Annotated in this window: 9 protein-coding genes; 8 read left to right on the top strand and 1 reads right to left on the bottom strand. The window is 41.4% G+C overall.

The annotated features are described in order from the left end of the window. Positions 1-7: 7 nt before the first annotated feature. The 3 genes from KG708_RS05000 to KG708_RS05010 all read left to right on the top strand — a co-directional run bounded on the left by KG708_RS05000 (position 8) and on the right by KG708_RS05010 (position 6,548). Entirely contained in the window at positions 8-2,056 is a 2,049-nt protein-coding gene (locus KG708_RS05000; RefSeq protein WP_213608367.1) for a S9 family peptidase, read from the top strand. A 377-nt stretch (positions 2,057-2,433) separates the two neighbouring features. Further along, the gene (locus KG708_RS05005) at positions 2,434-4,761 is read left to right on the top strand and encodes a TonB-dependent receptor (RefSeq protein WP_213608368.1); all 2,328 of its coding nucleotides are present in this window, start codon (positions 2,434-2,436) and stop codon (positions 4,759-4,761) included. A gap of 113 nt (positions 4,762-4,874) precedes the next feature. Continuing rightward, on the top strand, positions 4,875-6,548 hold the full coding sequence (locus KG708_RS05010; RefSeq protein ID WP_213608369.1) for an RluA family pseudouridine synthase: 1,674 nt from the start codon (positions 4,875-4,877) through the stop codon (positions 6,546-6,548). Positions 6,549-6,936: 388 nt separating this feature from the next. On the opposite strand, the gene KG708_RS05015 is transcribed toward KG708_RS05010, so the two are convergent. Next, positions 6,937-8,838 carry a S9 family peptidase gene (locus KG708_RS05015; protein WP_213608370.1) on the bottom strand — a complete coding sequence of 634 codons (1,902 nt, stop codon included), beginning with the start codon at positions 8,836-8,838 and terminating at the stop codon, positions 6,937-6,939. Between the two features lie 450 nt (positions 8,839-9,288). On the opposite strand from KG708_RS05015, the gene KG708_RS05020 reads away from it, so the two are divergent. The 5 genes from KG708_RS05020 to KG708_RS05040 are packed head-to-tail and all read left to right on the top strand — an operon-like array spanning position 9,289 to position 17,592. Further along, positions 9,289-11,643 (top strand): TonB-dependent receptor, encoded by a 2,355-nt coding sequence (locus KG708_RS05020; protein WP_213608371.1) that lies wholly within the window; start codon positions 9,289-9,291, stop codon positions 11,641-11,643. A 14-nt stretch (positions 11,644-11,657) separates the two neighbouring features. Then, complete coding sequence (locus tag KG708_RS05025; RefSeq protein WP_213608372.1) at positions 11,658-13,811, top strand: bifunctional TVP38/TMEM64 family protein/FAD-dependent oxidoreductase; 2,154 nt, start codon at positions 11,658-11,660, stop codon at positions 13,809-13,811. Continuing rightward, positions 13,792-14,616 (top strand): DUF547 domain-containing protein, encoded by an 825-nt coding sequence (locus tag KG708_RS05030; protein ID WP_213608373.1) that lies wholly within the window; start codon positions 13,792-13,794, stop codon positions 14,614-14,616. The genes KG708_RS05025 and KG708_RS05030 overlap by 20 nt, the downstream gene beginning before the upstream one ends. Beyond that, the gene (locus KG708_RS05035) at positions 14,603-15,880 is read left to right on the top strand and encodes an ABC transporter substrate-binding protein (protein ID WP_213608374.1); all 1,278 of its coding nucleotides are present in this window, start codon (positions 14,603-14,605) and stop codon (positions 15,878-15,880) included. Before KG708_RS05030 ends, KG708_RS05035 begins: the two co-directional genes overlap by 14 nt. After that, positions 15,877-17,592 (top strand): ABC transporter permease subunit, encoded by a 1,716-nt coding sequence (locus tag KG708_RS05040; protein ID WP_213608375.1) that lies wholly within the window; start codon positions 15,877-15,879, stop codon positions 17,590-17,592. The genes KG708_RS05035 and KG708_RS05040 overlap by 4 nt, the downstream gene beginning before the upstream one ends. Positions 17,593-17,614: the final 22 nt, after the last annotated feature.

The raw sequence follows: 17,614 nt of genomic DNA on the forward strand, positions 1-17,614 counted from the left end.
AATAACAATGCTAAAAACTAGCTTAGCGCTAGCAATTGGGCTTTCAAGCTCACTTGCATTTGCGCAATCGGCGATAACCGTTGAAGACATTCCAAAAATCCAATCGGTGATCCAAACAAGTGTTAGCCCAGATGGCGACAACGTTGCGTTTACACGTTCGATACCCCGTACATTATATGTTGATGAGAATGGCAGTAATTATAGTGAGCTTTATGTTGTTGACGATAAAGGTGTTGAACGCCCCTTTATTACTGGCTCAGTTAATATTAAAAGCCTACAGTGGTCAAACGACAGTAAGACAATTTATTTTTTAGCTAAGTTAAAAGACGATAAATACACTTCGCTTTACCAAATACCTGTTGATGGCGGCCAAGCACAAGCTGTTATGTCGTTAAAAGACACATCAATCTCAAGCTACAAATTAAGCCCAAATAACAAACAGCTCGCTATTTTAGCTATGCCAGCGGCAGACAAGTCAGAAAAAGAACTTAAAAAATTGGGCTTTAAAGCTGAAGTATATGAAATGGGCTTAAAAAACAAACAGCTCTTTATTGTTGACTTAGCAAAAGCTGACAAGCCACTTACACCTACCGCACTCAATGTTGATGATTATGTGAGTGATGTTAACTGGGCACCCAATAACGAAAAGCTACTGATTAAAACTCAGCCGAGTGCGTTAATTGACGACAAATACATGAAATCGCAATGGCATTTGTTTGATATTGCCAATAATAGCATCAGCATGTCGTTTGCTACACAAGGTAAGCTCGGTGATGCAGAGCTCTCTCATGACGGTAAATACATTGCTATTTTAGGTGCAGAAGACAAACATGATCCTGCAACCGGTCGCTTATTTATTGCCGACACTAAAACCGCTGAAATCACTGAATGGTTACCTAACTTTATGGGTCACGTTGTTGATTTTGAATGGTCGCATAAACGTAATACCCTTAACTTTATTGCCAATGTTGGCACACAAAGTTTTGTAGCAAGCATTAAAGCTGGCTCTAATAAGTACAAAAAACTAGTTAAAGAAGGCAAATTTATTGCCTCACAACTCAGTATTTCAGATTCGGATGAAACACTCGCACTTCGAGGAAATACCGCAAAACATCCTAACGAAGTATTTATTGTGCGCAGTAACAAAGCAAAACGTTTAACCGATTCAAATAGCTGGCTAAACGACAAGCGCTTTGCTAAACAAGAAACCATAACGCTAAAAGCACGTGATGGTGTTGAAATTGATGGGATACTCGTTTACCCACTTGATTACAAAAAAGGCACACGGTACCCGCTAATCATGTCGGTACACGGCGGCCCTGAAAGCCATGACAAAGACGGCTGGGTAACCAACTACTCACGTCCGGGCCAAATGGGTGCCGCTCGTGGTTATGCGGTATTTTATCCAAACTACCGTGGCTCAACAGGTAAAGGCGTGGATTACTCAAAGCTTGGCCAAAATGATTACGCAGGTAAAGAGTTTGACGATTTAGTCGATTTTAAACAACACCTTGTTGATATGGGGTTAGTAGACACCAAACGTGTTGGTATTACAGGTGGCTCTTACGGAGGTTATGCATCAGCGTGGGGCGCAACCAAACTCACTGAGCATTTTGCCGCCAGTGTTATGTTTGTAGGTATAAGCAACCAACTCTCAAAGTTTGGTACTACTGATATTTCTAACGAAATGAATCTAGTGCATGCACGCTCTTACCCTTGGGATAAATGGCAGTGGTACTTAGAGCGCAGCCCTATTTACTGGGCTGGCCAATCTGAAACACCTCTGCTTATTATGCACGGCAAGGACGATCCTCGCGTTCACCCTGCGCAATCGATGGAGCTTTACCGCTATATGAAAGTACAAGGTAAAGACGTGCGCCTTGTTTACTACCCAGGCGAAGGACATGGTAATCGTAAAGTGGCCGCACAGTACGATTACAGCTTACGTTTAATGCGCTGGATGGACAATTACTTAATGGAAGGCAAAAAAGACATGCCTGAATTTGAAATTGACCATGCCGCTAAATTAAAAGCAGTTAAAGACGCTAACAAATAAAGCGCTAAGAATGACTATGGGGCAGGTTTTTCTGCCTCATAGTTAACCTTATTTTGCTACTATGGCGTTTATAGTTACGACAGTGTGCTTTATTGATGCCAATACACTACTTAAAACTTAACGCACTGAATAATCATTAGTTATAAATAGAGTCATTTCAAACACCCTCGTCTAATTTGAACTATTTCAGATAGAGCGATTCATCTAATAAATTATTTCCTCCCCCTATTTACGCAGTTCAATATGCATATTGATCCGAACAATTTTACAAAAGTGATATTAAGCGTATATTAACAATTGAAAATGCAATTGATAATAGTTATCATAAACACTTAGTTAACTGTTATTAATAATTAGTGCATTTAAAAGGAAATATAATGAAATCTCGCCCCCTGTATTTGGCTTCATTGATCAGCGCAGCTTTATTTGCCCCTGCCGTTTTAGCAGATGATGATAATACCGCAGCGAATATGGAAGTAATGGTTGTTACCGCCTCTGGGTACGAACAAAAATTAATTGACGCCCCAGCCAGCGTATCGGTTATTTCTCGTGATGAATTAAAAAACAAACCTTACACCAGCTTAGCTGACGCCTTAAGAGATATTGAAGGTATTGATGTAGGCGCAGGACAAGACAAAAACGGCAATATTAGCATTACAATGCGTGGTTTACCGGCAAGCTATACTTTGGTACTTATTGATGGTCGTCGTCAAAGCGATGTAGGTAATATCGGTCCAAACAACTTTGGTAACAGCCAATTTATGTATATGCCGCCACTGGAAGCAATTGACCGTGTTGAAGTTGTTAGAGGCCCAATGTCAACATTATATGGTGCAGATGCCATTGGTGGTGTTATTAACATTATTACACGTAAAAACCTTGATACACTCCATGGCGGCGTAACTGTCAGTAGCAATATTCAAACCGATTCACAGTACGGTGACGATAACAAAATCGATTTATATTTAACTGGCCCAAGCGGCATTGATAACCTTAGCTATGCTTTACGCGGTAGCTTTTATGACCGTAGCGAAAGCATGCCAACTTACAGCGAAAGCCGAAAATTACCAGATGGCACTATGTGGGTAGATGATGGCAGTTTTGGCGACAAAAAAATTGTTGCTGCGCGTAACTTTAATTTAGGGGCTACGCTAAACTACCAACTAAATAAACAAAACGAACTCAGCTTTGAATACGATATTGCGAAACAACGTTACGATAATACTGAGGGACAAACCGGTACCCTTGATAGCCCTAACAGCCTATGGCGGGCTCGCGGTGGTATTGTACAACCACGTGTCGGGTATACACCTTATCAACGTGTTGAGCGTGAGCAATTTGTTGTTGCACATGTAGGCCGATACGATCTTGCAACAATTACCAGCAGCATAACAAGCAGTCGCAGTGAAAACTTTGGTCGTTCGCTTCCTTTAACAGTTCAAGAAAGACAAGGCGTACAAGCTATTTGGGATCAAGCTATTATTGACCAAGACACAACTAGTCCAGTATTAACTGATGATATTTACGCACAACTTAATGATACGTTTTTACCTCGTCCACTGCGTAATTTAAGACTTGATAACCTTATTATTAATACTAAGTTAGAAGCCAATATTGACAACCATTACTTTGTTGTTGGCGCGCAATATTATGATGTTGAAATGGAAGACGGTGTATTTGGTATGTACGGCGATGGATTTCGTGAAGGTACAACACAAGATCATCGACAAACGGCCCTCTTCGCTGAAGATAACTGGGAATTAACCCCAGATTTAACGGCCACAATTGGTGCGCGATACGATCATCATAATATTTTTGGCTCTCAAGTAAGTCCACGTGCATATTTAGCGTTTGCGCCCGCAGACGAGTGGACTTTTAAAGGCGGTGTAAGTACAGGTTATAAAACACCACAGCCTAATCAATTATTTCCAGGCATTACTGGTTTTGGTGGCCAAGGAACCTTTCCGTTTGTTGGTACGCCAGACTTACAACCAGAAACCAGCGTAAACTATGAGTTAGCAGCATACTTTAATGGCGCAGATAACTTTAGCGGTAATATCACCGTATTTTATAACGACTTTAAAGACAAAATTATTAATCAAGACAATTTGCCTAACTGTGAAGTTGCCCCAGAAGGTGCTGCGTGTGTTGAAATTGGCGATGGCTGGGCCGACTTAGGCATTACTAATTTTTCACAAGCTGCCAATGTTGATAAATCATCCACTCGTGGCCTGGAGTTAGCAGCAAATTGGCACATAACAAACACTTTAACACTTAAAGGTAACTACACATATACCGACAGTGAAGTTAAAAGTGGCCGCGATGAAGGATTACCGCTGGTAAACACACCTAAAAATATGACCAACGTTACGCTTGATTGGCAAGCAATGGAAGACTTAACGGTATCTCTTATCTCTGAAATTCGTAGCGACCGTTTTCGTGGTACGGCCAATGTTTCTGGTCCGCAAGGCCCACAAGCACAAAAACTTTACTATAAACCGTATGAGCTATTTCACTTAGCCGCAAATTATAAAATAAACGACAACTTAGTGCTTAATGCTCGAGTAAACAATTTACTAGATGATGATTTATCAAGCCGTACATGTTTACTTGCCGCATCAGAAGATGAGTTCGAATGTACCTCTGATTACAACACCACTCAAAAAGCACGCAGTGTTTGGTTGTCAATGAGTTACAGTTTTTAAACTAGTTCCCTATGTAAATCGTGAAATACGCTAAAGCGTGCATTATTGCACGCTTTTATTTTGTCTATGGTATGATCTGCGCCACTTATTTTGTTGTTTTAAGCGCTATTGTTATGCATAACTCTGCTCTTTGTTTTATTCCTTTTTGCCAAAATATTGAGGCACTTGAATTACCTGAAAAATTTACCTTTCCTTTTTATTATCAGCCGCACCCTTTGGCGGTGATTGCTGTTAAACAATTACAGCAACAGCTTGATACGGCAATTCCTTATCAACAAAATGAAAGTGTAAGCGATGAAACAACGGGGAAGATGTTTGGCGTGCTAATTGTAAAAAATCAAGCCGAACAAATAGGGTTTTTAGCCGCTTATTCCGGGCAACACGCCGCGTTAAAAGCGTCAATCAAATTTGTACCTGCCGTATCAAACATGCAATTGAATGACCCTGTATTTTTAACACAAAATAAAGTCATTAATGAAATAAACAGTGAAATACATACTTTAGAAAACAGCAGTGCATACAAAGAAACCAAGCAGCAATTAGCCACCGCGTTAGCATGTTATGAGCAACAGCTTTTAGCTAAGCAACAAGCAATGCAGTTAACGCGTAAAGAACGTAAAACACAGCGACAAATGGCTAGTGAACAACTTAACGACCATGATCTTGAGCAGCTAAAAACTAAACTTGCCACGCAAAGTATTGCTGAAAAAAAGCAGCTACAGGCATTAAAGCAAACGTGGCAAACTAAAATAACGCAACTTGAACAATTATTAACACAGCATACTGACATAATAAAACACTTAAAAAAACGGCGCAAAACACTCTCTAAAAACTTACAAAAGAAATTATTTGCTCAGTATCAGTTTTTAAATGCTAAAGGCGAAATTACCGATTTAAATACTATTTTTGCTAAGCTTCCCGAGCATACACCGCCGGCAGGTGCGGGAGATTGCGCAGCACCCAAGTTATTACAATATGCATACACACATGATTTAAAGCCACTCGCTATGGCTGAATTTTGGTGGGGAGCACCGCCTAAATCAGCAATAAGGCACCATAAACATTATTACCCTTCATGCTACAGTAAATGCCAACCTATCTTAGGCCACATGTTAGCTGGCTTAAATGTTGAACAAAATCCATTGTTGATCAATCCCGCACAAGGCAAAGATTTAAGCATTATTTATCAAGATGATGATTTACTGGTCGTTAATAAACCTGCGGAGTTTTTATCGGTGCCCGGGATTAATATTGATGACTCTGTGTATATGCGCATTAAAACGCAGTTTCCTGCGGCTTCTGGCCCGCTGATTGTACATCGATTGGATATGTCGACCTCAGGGCTATTAATGATTGCACTTAATAAACGAGTACACAAAGCACTGCAAAAACAATTTATTGAACGCACCGTTGAAAAGCGTTACGTTGCTTTAGTAGCCGGTAATATCAAAGAGAATAGCGGGGTCATTAATTTACCCTTAGTGCTCGACTTTGATGACAAACCACGGCAAATGGTATGCTATAAAACCGGGAAACCATCGTTAACAACATGGCATGTACTGGCGCGAAAAAACAACACCACACGACTGCAGTTATACCCCAAAACAGGGCGTACGCATCAATTACGCGTTCATTGCGCCCATCAATTAGGGTTAAACACTCCAATCGTTGGCGATACTCATTATGGCAAAGAGGCAGACCGACTGCATTTACATGCAGAGTACTTAGCCTTTACACACCCTATTTCTCATCAACGTTTAGAGTTTGAAGTCGCCGCTGATTTTTAATTTTAATTCGCTAAATCTAAGGAAAGCAAATCGTGTCGATAGCAAGGTAAACAAGACAGCTGCAGCACTTGTTTATCCTTTGAAATTAACCATATAGCGCTAACCTTAAGCGATAACGCCGCAGCAGTTACCGCTTATACTTAAATTTCATTGCCAAAAAATTAAACAAAATAAGTCTCAGTGTTTATACCAATTGCATTAAATTAGTGATCTATTATAGCGACAAGGACATAAGTCGATAACAAGGCAAAAATTATGGTATGCAGTTGTTCTATATGAATAATTTTTAACGCAGATAGCGAGTTATTCAATAAGCTAAAATGAGCATGTTTTTAATAAAAAGTGCCGCTGACAAGTAAGCGGCACTTTAAAAATCAACACGCCCTCATTAAAGCGTATCACTTAGCCATTTAAAAAATTCACGTTGCCAAACAATTCCGTTTTGCGGTGATAGCACCCAATGATTTTCTTCTGGGAAGTATAAAAAACGACTCTTCAAACCACGTAGTTTAGCCGCCTGAAAAGCAGCAATTCCTTGCTCAAGTGGCACACGGTAGTCTTTACCACCATGAATAACAAACATTGGCGCATCCCATTTTTCAATATGATTAATAGGATTAAACTGACCATAGGCGTTGTTAGTTGCCACGGTGTTTTCCCAATACGCACCACCTAGTTCATTGTTGACAAAAAATAACTCTTCGGTTGTGCCATACATACTGCGTAAATCAAAAATACCACAATGGGCAATAAAGGTTTTAAAGCGACCTTCATGATTGCCAGCTAAATAAAACGCAGAATACCCTCCGTAGCTGGCCCCCACCGCACCAATGCGAGATTTATCAACATAAGGCTCGTTTGCTACATCATCAATAGCACCTAAGTAATCTTGCATTACCTCAGCGCCCCAGTTTTTACTAATGGCCTCGTTCCACTCAACGCCATGCCCTGGCATACCGCGTCGATTTGGCGCAACCACAATATAACCTTGCGATGCCATAACCTGAAAGTTCCAACGAAAAGAATAAAATTGCGATAACGCAGACTGCGGCCCACCTTGTAAATAAAGTAGTGTTGGGTATTTTTTGCGCTTATCAAAGTTAGGCGGATAAATAACCCACGTTAACATGTCTTGGCCGTCTTTGGTTTTAACTATGCGTTTTTCAACATTGGGTAAATCAAGCGTGGCATAAAACGCATCGTTTTCCTTGGTTAACGCCACCAGCTCTTTACTTTTAATATCAAAACGGTAAATTTCGCTCGCAGCATTCATGCTGCTTAAGGTTACAACCAGTTGATTATCTAGCGCAGCGACAATACTACTAACATCAAACATGCCATTTGTAAGCTGTTTAATTTTAGGTTGAGCCTTTGTTTTTGTATTTACCGCCACCTGAAAAAGTTGCACTGTACCATTAACAGGTGCCACAAAATAAATGTGTTTAGCGTCATGGCTCCATTTAAAACTGTTTACCGTGCCATCCCAGTGTGCAGTTAAATTAAACTCACGGTCTTTTACTTTAACAATAATATCGTTCTTGTCTGCTTCGTTGCCGGCTTCATCCATTTGTAACCAAGCCAACTGACCGTTTGCAGAAAATGCGGGGTATTTATCATAACCCAAGTTATCTTCTGTAATGTTTGTCGTTTTTTTGCTAGCAAGATTGTAACGATAAATATCGGTATTGGTGCTTTTTACATAGTCACTACCCGACAGCTTTTTACTTACATAATAAATATTTTCACCTTTAGGGCCCCAAGTGTAGTCGGCAGTGCCTCCAAACGGTGAGGTTGGGCTATCAAATGGTAAACCTTTCATTATGTCAATGGTGTCTTCGGTGTTTAAGTCTTGATAAAACACATGGTTAAACTTGCCATCTTTGTACGTATCCCAATGGCGATAATTTAAATCATCAAACACGTAGGCATTAGCTTGAGCAAGCTCTTTATGACGGTCGGTGGCTAACACATCTTCTAGTTGTACTTTTTCATGGAAAAGCCGCTTGCTGCCATCGGGTGAAATACGGCTATCGATTAACAAACCTTGATAGGCTTCTAACAGCTGAGAATTGCCACCTTTAAGCGCTACTTGGTACACCTTACTGCTAAAGTTATTGTTTTCTACACTGGGTGTTGTCACTTTATAGATGACATGCGTTTTGTCTTGATTTAAACCCAATGCACTCACACGCTTTACTTGCCAAAGTTTTTCAGGTGTCATCACCTCGTTGGCATACGCGCCAACACTCAGGGTCAACCCCACACTTACCGATAAAATAATTCGCAACATCGCGAAATTCCTCAAAAAATAAATCAGCTAAGAGTATAATAAGTTAAAAAATAAAAGGAAGTGGGCAGCTAAATATAGCTTCACGCAAACAAACACTGTTTTTGCCTTTAAAGCACACACCAAAAATAAACTGTAAAATACATCGCTTCAATTTTTTAAGCATTGAGAATACTCACCACTGTAAGTAATTTGTACCTCGTTATTCGTTGAGCTTGTCATAAAATTTCCTTAAAAAAGAGATAAATAAACTAATAAGCAATAAAGACCGTACAAACTCCCTTTTATTTCATAATAATTGTAAATAGCTGTTAAGCTTGTTTAATAAATCGATTACCAAAGCAGCTATTTTTAATATTTTAATAAATATCAATATTGTTAAATTGCTGAAAGTTATTTTTAAGCCTTTCGGTCTTTTATAACCATCAACATACAATTACAGAGAGAAAACGTTTGAAATATTCGTACTTGGCCGTATCTATAGCCGCTTTATTAAATACACCCGCTATTGCTTTTGCTACAACAAAGCCTGTAACAGAAAATGCTATAGAGCGTATTGAAGTAGCGGGCCAAAGTTTAAATTCTCAAGGACTTTCTGTTAAAGATGCAACCATAAATGGCCCCTTTGGCGATAATTTAGCACTGCAAGATATAGCACGTTCAGTTACACCTATTTCAAAAGCGCTAATAGAACAACTTAACATTGCCACCTTGCATGATGTACTTGCGGTGAGTCCTAATACGTATGCCGCCAGTGGCTTTGGGGCACCAAGTTTACCTACTATTCGAGGCCAATTAGGTGAGCTTTTTCAAGATGGAACTCGTCGCCAAGCGGGTAATAACGGCTTTGGTGTACCGCTTTCATTTAACGCGGTAGAACAAATAGATGTAGTTAAAGGCGCTCCTCCAGTATTGTTTGGTTCAAGCCAGCGCAATGGGGGGTTTGTAAATTTACACTCTAAGCAAGCCTCCACTGAAGAACAAAAAGGTAAAGCGAAGCTCTCTGCGGGTCGTTGGGATCAATACACCGCTCAGCTTGATTACACCGCACCGATTGTAAAAGACAAAATTGGTTTTCGTGTGAGTTATGAACACCTTGATCATGGAAGCTACTACGATTACTCAGGGACTAAAAGTGACAGTCTTTTTGCAGCACTGCGAGTATTGCCTGATGATAAAAGCAGCTGGGATATTAACTTTGAGCTATATCAGGTTGAGTTTACCGACAACGCCGGTATTAACCGCCCTACTCAAGCACTCATCGACCATGGCCTTTACATTACCGGCCAAGGCGTTCAAGCAAACGGCAGCACAGTACCCGCAGCGGGTTCAATTGTATCTCCTACAGGGTTAGTTAACATTGATCGCAGCACCGTACTTACCGACCCTGATAACCAAAACGAAGCCACTACTTACCTATTACACAGTATTTATAAGCGCGCGCTTTCAGATAAAGCGTCGCTTAAAAATATTAGCTATTTTCAGCACTTAAAACGTGATGAAGTGGCTCAAAACAGTTTTGTTGAAATTATAGATGGTGCCGATACCGCACAAAACCGCACTGAACTAACGTATCAATGGAATAATAAACAGCAAACTATCTTAGCCTTTGATGTACGCTACAACAAAGTACTTGGCTACAGCCAATTTACCACCGAGGCCGACACACCAATTGATTTAACGGGCCCACTTTCAAACCGTCGCATTCCATTAACCGATGCGCAAAAAGCACGCTTAGTTGAGCTGCGCCCTGGTGTATTTGTATCCCCAGGTGGTCAATACGATATAAACGGCGATGGCAGTGGCGATTTTAACTTATCAGACACCACCGACTCGCGCTCTTGGCAAACTGGCTTTGCTATACAACAAGACTCACAGTGGACAAATAAACTGCGTACCAGTGTGGGCTACCGCGTTGATTATTATGACGTAGAAGCACACGACCCCATTGCACCACAAGGGCAAACAGCAGCCAGTGATAGCATTAACGACACACTGCAATCTGGCCAAATCAGTTTTAATTACAAGCTCAATACTGATTTTACAAGTTACGGCGCAGCAAGTTACAACGAAGCGACTTCAAATAGTATGGCCGGTGGTAACACCTTAGGTAGTGACAACGCGATTAGTGCGCAAAACTTTGCAACCGAAAACACGCTAGTAGAATTTGGCTTAAAATACGCGCCTACCAACAGCGATTGGTATGCTGATGGCGCCCTATTTAGCCAGCGCCGTAGTTTACGCAACCGCGATGGCAGCAATACCGGTATTCGTACCTCAGGTTTTGAAGGCCAAGTATTTTACGACGCCTACCCATATTGGTTAAGTGCAGGTTATAGCTATATTGACGCGCGCTACGATAACTCTGCGACTGGCCAAGACTCGGCGAAAATTGCTGATGCGTTTGATAACTCTCGCCCAGATATTATTGCCGGTAATGGTATAGGCGCGCCAAGTTATACAGCGTTTGCCCCTTCAAATAGCCAAGTACAAGGTATTCCTGAGCAATCGTTAAGCGTTAATGGTAGTTATTCAATTAATGAGAAATGGCAGACAGGTTTTTCAGCTTTGTATACAAAGAGTTACCCGCTGGACTTTTTACAAACAGTAAAAATTCGTGACCAATACACGTTAAACGTCAATACCAGCTATGCGTTTACGCCTAGCACTAAATTGCGATTAGATGTGAACAACGTCACAAATCAAGATAACTGGCGCCCAGTGTTTGAAGGCGGCTATTTTGGCGCAACATTGGCATTTCCTGAATTACCAATAAACGCCAAGCTTACCCTAACGCATAACTTTTAGGCCCAAGAGATAATATGATTAAAAAACTATTGTTAGTATTGATTGCAGCAGCCGGTGTTGGCATGTTCTTTCATTTTAATTTGCACCAGTTGCTTACACTCGATGGCTTAAAAGGGTCGATGGATCAGTTTAACCAATACAAAGCGCAATCGCCGTTGTTAGTTATTGGCGGGTTCTTTTTACTCTATGTGGTAGTAACGGCTCTCTCTTTACCCGGCGCAGCTATTTTAACATTGGCCGCAGGCGCATTATTTGGCTTAGTAGAAGGCTTACTGGTGGCGTCGTTTGCCTCAACGATTGGTGCCACCCTTGCCTTTTTAGTGTCACGCTATTTATTACGCGACACCATTAAAAAACGGTTTCCTGAGCGTTTAGCTGCTATCGATAAAGGCGTAGATAAAGAAGGCGCTTTTTACCTTTTTACTTTGCGTTTAGTGCCGGTATTTCCGTTCTTTTTAATTAACCTATTAATGGGCTTAACCGCTATTAAGTCGTGGACTTTTTATTGGGTGAGCCAAATTGGTATGTTGGCAGGCACCTTTGTATTTGTGAATGCCGGTACTCAGCTTGCGCAAATTGAGCGTTTATCGGGCATTTTGTCACTAGATTTAATTCTGTCATTTGCTCTATTAGGAGTATTCCCACTGATTGCGAAAGCGATTTTAAATGTGTTTAAAAAACGACGGGTTTATAAAAACTACACTAAGCCCAAAAAATTCGACCGTAACATGATTGTTATTGGCGCGGGTGCAGGCGGCTTAGTTACCAGCTATATTGCCGCCGCAGTAAAAGCCAAAGTCACCTTAATTGAAGCCGGCGAAATGGGCGGTGACTGCTTAAACACTGGCTGTGTGCCTAGTAAAGCGATTATTAAAAGTGCAAAAATAGCACAGCAAATTCGCCATGGTGAAAACTATGGCCTTGAAAACACTACACCGCAGTTTTCCTTTAAAAAAGTAATGGCACGTGTACATCAAGTCATTGCTGATATAGCCCCGCACGACAGCATAGAGCGCTACACAAATTTAGGTGTGGAGGTTTTAAAAGGCTATGGAAAATTGATTGACCCGTGGACAGTAGAAATTAAACTTAACGATGGCAGCACGCAAACTCTTACCGCTCGCACACTTGTTATTGCCACCGGTGCTCGCCCGTTTGTACCGCCACTGCCAGGTATTGAAGAAACTGGTTACGTTACTAGCGATACTTTATGGAGCAAATTTGCCGAGCTCGACGAAGCGCCCAAAAAACTGGTTGTTTTAGGTGGCGGCCCGATTGGTTGTGAGCTTGCACAAAGCTTTGCTCGTTTAGGCTCAAGTGTGACGCAAGTTGAAATGGCTGAGCGCGTTATGATTAAAGAAGATGTTGAAGTGTCAGCTTTTGCACACCAATCACTGACCGATAGTGGCGTTAATATTTTAACCTCACACCAAGCGCTGCGTTGTGAAGCCCGCGAGGGTAAAAAGTACCTCGTGGTGAAACACAACGACACCGAAATTGATATTGAATACGATGAGCTACTGTGTGCCGTTGGCCGAAGCGCACGCCTCAAAGGCTATGGCCTTGAAGAGCTTGGTATAGAAACTAATCGCACCATAGTAACTAACGACTACCTAGAAACACTCTACCCTAATATTTTTGCCGCAGGCGATATTGTAGGCCCGTACCAGTTTACTCACGTTGCGGCTCATCAGGGGTGGTACGCGGCGGTTAATGGCTTATTTGGCCACTTTAAAAAGTTTAAAGTAGATTACCGTGTTATTCCATGGACCACCTTCATTGATCCAGAAGTAGCGCGTGTAGGCCTAAACGAGCAAGAAGCGATTGATAAAGGCATAGACTATGAAATCACCCGCTTTGAGTTTGAAGAGTTAGACCGCGCCATTACTGAGAGCGCCAATAATGGCTTTATTAAGGTGATCACCCCTAAAGGAAAAGACAAAATACTCGGAGTTACTGTGGTTTCTGAGCATGCAGGCGATTTAATTGCTGAATTTGTTTTAGCCATGAAACACGGCCTTGGTCTTAATAAAATTTTAGGCACAATTCACAGCTACCCAACATGGGCAGAAGGCAACAAATATGCCGCAGGTGAATGGAAACGTAACCATGCTCCACACACTGTTTTAAACATGCTTGAAAAATACCATGCATGGCGCCGAGGTTAAGCCTTTGTATACGTTATTGAAGCTTTTAGTTTTAAGTGCACTACTGGTCACGGCGTTTACAAGTAGTGCACAAAACCTGCACGATAGTTGGAACACGCTATTAACTAAACATGTGGTCGCTATTAATCATGGGCACAGCACTGAGGTTGATTACGCTGCAATTAAACACGAGCATACCCAATTAAAAGCATATTTAAATACGTTAACAGCCATCACACCAGGTGAATTTAACACGTGGGACAAACACAAACAGTTGGCGTTTTTAATTAATGCCTATAATGCCTTTACCGTTGAACTAATATTATCGCAGTACCCTAATATTGAATCAATCAAAGAGTTAGGTAGCTTTTTTAGTTCGCCATGGAGTAAAGAGTTTATTTCGCTACTAGGTAAAACACGCAGCCTTGATGATATAGAGCATGAGCTAATTCGTGGTAGTGATAAATACAACGACCCGCGTATTCACTTTGCAGTAAACTGCGCCAGTATTGGTTGCCCTGCACTTCGTGAAGAAGCCTATTCGGCCGATAAACTAGAAGAGCAATTACACCAGCAAACTGTTCGTTTTTTGTCAGACAACACCCGCAACATGGCAACAGGCAATACTTTAAATGTATCGTCTATTTTTAAATGGTACGGCGGTGATTTTGAACAAGGCTTTAAAGGAGCAAACACATTACACCCGTTTTTAGCACAATACGCTGATGCATTAAAACTGCTACCCTCACAACAAAAAGCGCTGCAAAATAATGACATGAAAATTAAATTTTTAGATTACAACTGGGATTTAAATGCACGTCGTTAAGCCAATACAAATACTCAGCCGATACTGTTTTTTGAGTATTGCTTTGTGCATTGTTTTAATTGTTAGCTTTAAAACCATGGCAACCTCTTTTTCTGATACTCGCTGGCAAACTATCCAAAGCCAAGGTAAAAACCAGCGCGTTTATTTTTATGCATGGGGCGGCGATCCGCAAATAAATGCCTACATTCAATGGGTGGCTGAGCAGGTCAAAGCGCAATATGATATTGAATTAGTGCATGTAAAATTAAGCGATACCAGCGAAGCAGTAAGCCGAGTATTAGCAGAAAAATCAGCCAATAATCACGTTCAAGGCAGTGTCGATTTAATTTGGATCAATGGCGCTAACTTTGCCGCTATGAGTAAGCATGACTTGCTGCTTAAAGACTGGGCCCAGACGCTGCCAAATTTTGCATTAACCGATCCTAATAACAACCCCGCGGTAAACTTTGATTTTGGTTTGCCTACAAACGGGATGGAAGCGCCTTGGGGGCAAGCGTCGCTCACTTTCTATTACGACAGCCTAGCAATAGATGGCAGCACAACGAATCAATTACCCACCACCCTACACCAGTTATTAACTTGGAGCGCGCAAAATCCTGGGCGTTTTAGTTACCCAAAGCCGCCTGATTTTTTAGGCATGAGCTTTTTAAAATACGCCTTAGTGGTACTACATAATAATAGCGATGATGAATTAAAAGCACAGCTAAACCAGCCAGCTACAGATAAAAACACCGCTGAGGTGCTCAACCCTTTGTGGGTATTTTTAAATAAATTACACCCTACGCTTTGGCGCAGCGGCAAACATTTTATGCAAAGTGGCGCACAAATGCGCCGCTTAATTGACGATACTGAGTTTAGTATCGGGTTTACCTTTTCAGCGCCAGAAGTGCCCGCTGCAGTACAACGCTTTGATTTACCCACCAGCACCCGCAGTTATGCTATGCATGATGGCAGTTTAAGTAACACCCATTTTGTAGCAATACCGTATAATGCAAGCCATGCACAAGGCGCACAGTTAGTCGCTAATTTTTTATTAAGCCCTCAAGCGCAAGCTCATAAACAAAAGCCCACTATTTGGGGCGATAAAACCGTGTTGATCCAATCAATGCTAAATACCCAGCAACAAGCCTTATTTAAAACCACACAACCGCACCCAAGTGCGCTGCCTTTTAATAGCATAAAACGCACACTCAGTGAGCCTCACCCAAGTTGGGTTAATGCCATAATGCAAGGTTGGCAAACGCGCTATGGGGTAAGCCAATGAATAAAGTACCCGCTTTAAATAGCCTATTTACCTTTTTGGTCAAAATATGTCCTTACTGTTTGGTCGCATTGCTTACTTTACCCGTTTTAGGGGGGGTAATCGGCGTGCTTTTACCTGCCTTTGGTTGGGCGCCGGCACTCAATGAAACAAATATTGGCTTTGCAGGGTTTAGCGCATTATGGCAAACGCCTGGATTAACACACATGGTAGGGCTGAGCATACGAACGGGGCTTATTAGTACCTTAATCGCGTTTATGCTGATGATCATTATGCTTGGCGCGTTTTTTAATAGTGTGTGGCTTAAACGCATTGAATATATTTTAAGTCCAATATTGGTTATTCCGCATGCCGCAGCGGCGATTGCGGTGAGTTTTTTAATTGCCCCATCGGGGTTATTTACTCGTTTATTTTCTCCATGGTTAACTGGCTGGCAATTAGCGCCAGAGGGCGCATTACCTTACGACGCTTTTGGCTGGAGCATTATTATTGGGCTTGTGCTTAAAGAGTTACCTTTTTTACTACTGATTGCGCTGGGTGTTTTGGCGCAACCCGAACTTGGCAAAAAGCTACGCAAGCAGCATCAAATCGCGGTTAATTTAGGTTATTACCCCATGGTGGCGTTTTTTAAAGTGGTGCTACCCAGTTTATACCCACTGTTACGTTTACCTATTTTTGCAGTACTTGCTTATGCCAGTGCTAGCGTTGAAATGCCACTCATTCTTGGCCCAAATACCCCCCCAACTTTAGCCGTTGCTATAATGCACTGGTTTAACGATGTAGATTTAAACCTGCGAATAAAAGCCTCGGCGGGTGCCCTGTTACAATTAGCGATCACTGTTGGACTACTCTTAACGTGGCTATTGCTTGAAAAAATCATTGCTCTAGTTTTTAAGCAATCACTTATTAATGGCCGTCGCCAGTATGCACATCAATTGATCTGCACATTTACTCATGTTTTCACGAGTCTAATTTTAATTTTTATTGTTGCTGCGCTAATTGGGTTAGTGATGTGGTCAATAGCGGGCTATTGGCGTTTTCCGGATACGGTGCCCTCAAGCGTGGTATTTCTGCATTTTCAACATGCATTTACACAAATACATACCCCCTTGTTTAATACCCTAATAATAGGGGGAATAAGTACGCTGTTTGCTATCACTATGGTATTGCTGTGCTTAGAAGCCGAGCAGTTAAACGCGAAACCCATGTCGAAATGGACACAGTTAATTATTTATCTTCCTTTATTAGTGCCCAGTATTGCGTTTTTATTTGGTATTGTGTGGTTACAACAACTACTCAATAGCCAGCATGCCTTTTTTAATGTGATATTTGTGCACGTTCTATTTGTTTTACCGTATGTTTTTTTATCTATTGCCGATAGTTACAGGCGTTTAGACCCTCGATTAGCGCGCGTTGCCGCAAGCTTGGGGGCAAGTCCCTGCAAAGTGTTTTTACAGGTTAAATTGCCACAACTATTCGCCCCGATTTTAATCGCGATAGCGCTTGGGCTGGCGATTAGTTTTGGCCAGTATTTATCTACACTTTTAGCCAGTGGCGGGCGTATAAGTACCATTACCACCGAAGCCGTAACCCTTGCTAATGGCGCAAGCAGACGCACCAGTGCAGTTTACGCCATTTTACAAATGGCATTACCGCTAATTGGTTTTGGTGTGGCATGGGTGTTACCTAAATACTTTTTTAAAGCGCGCGCTTAACTATAAAACCATTAAGGCTATT

The organism is Pseudoalteromonas sp. (assembly GCF_018402495.1).
Taxonomy (GTDB): Bacteria; Pseudomonadota; Gammaproteobacteria; order Enterobacterales; family Alteromonadaceae; genus Pseudoalteromonas.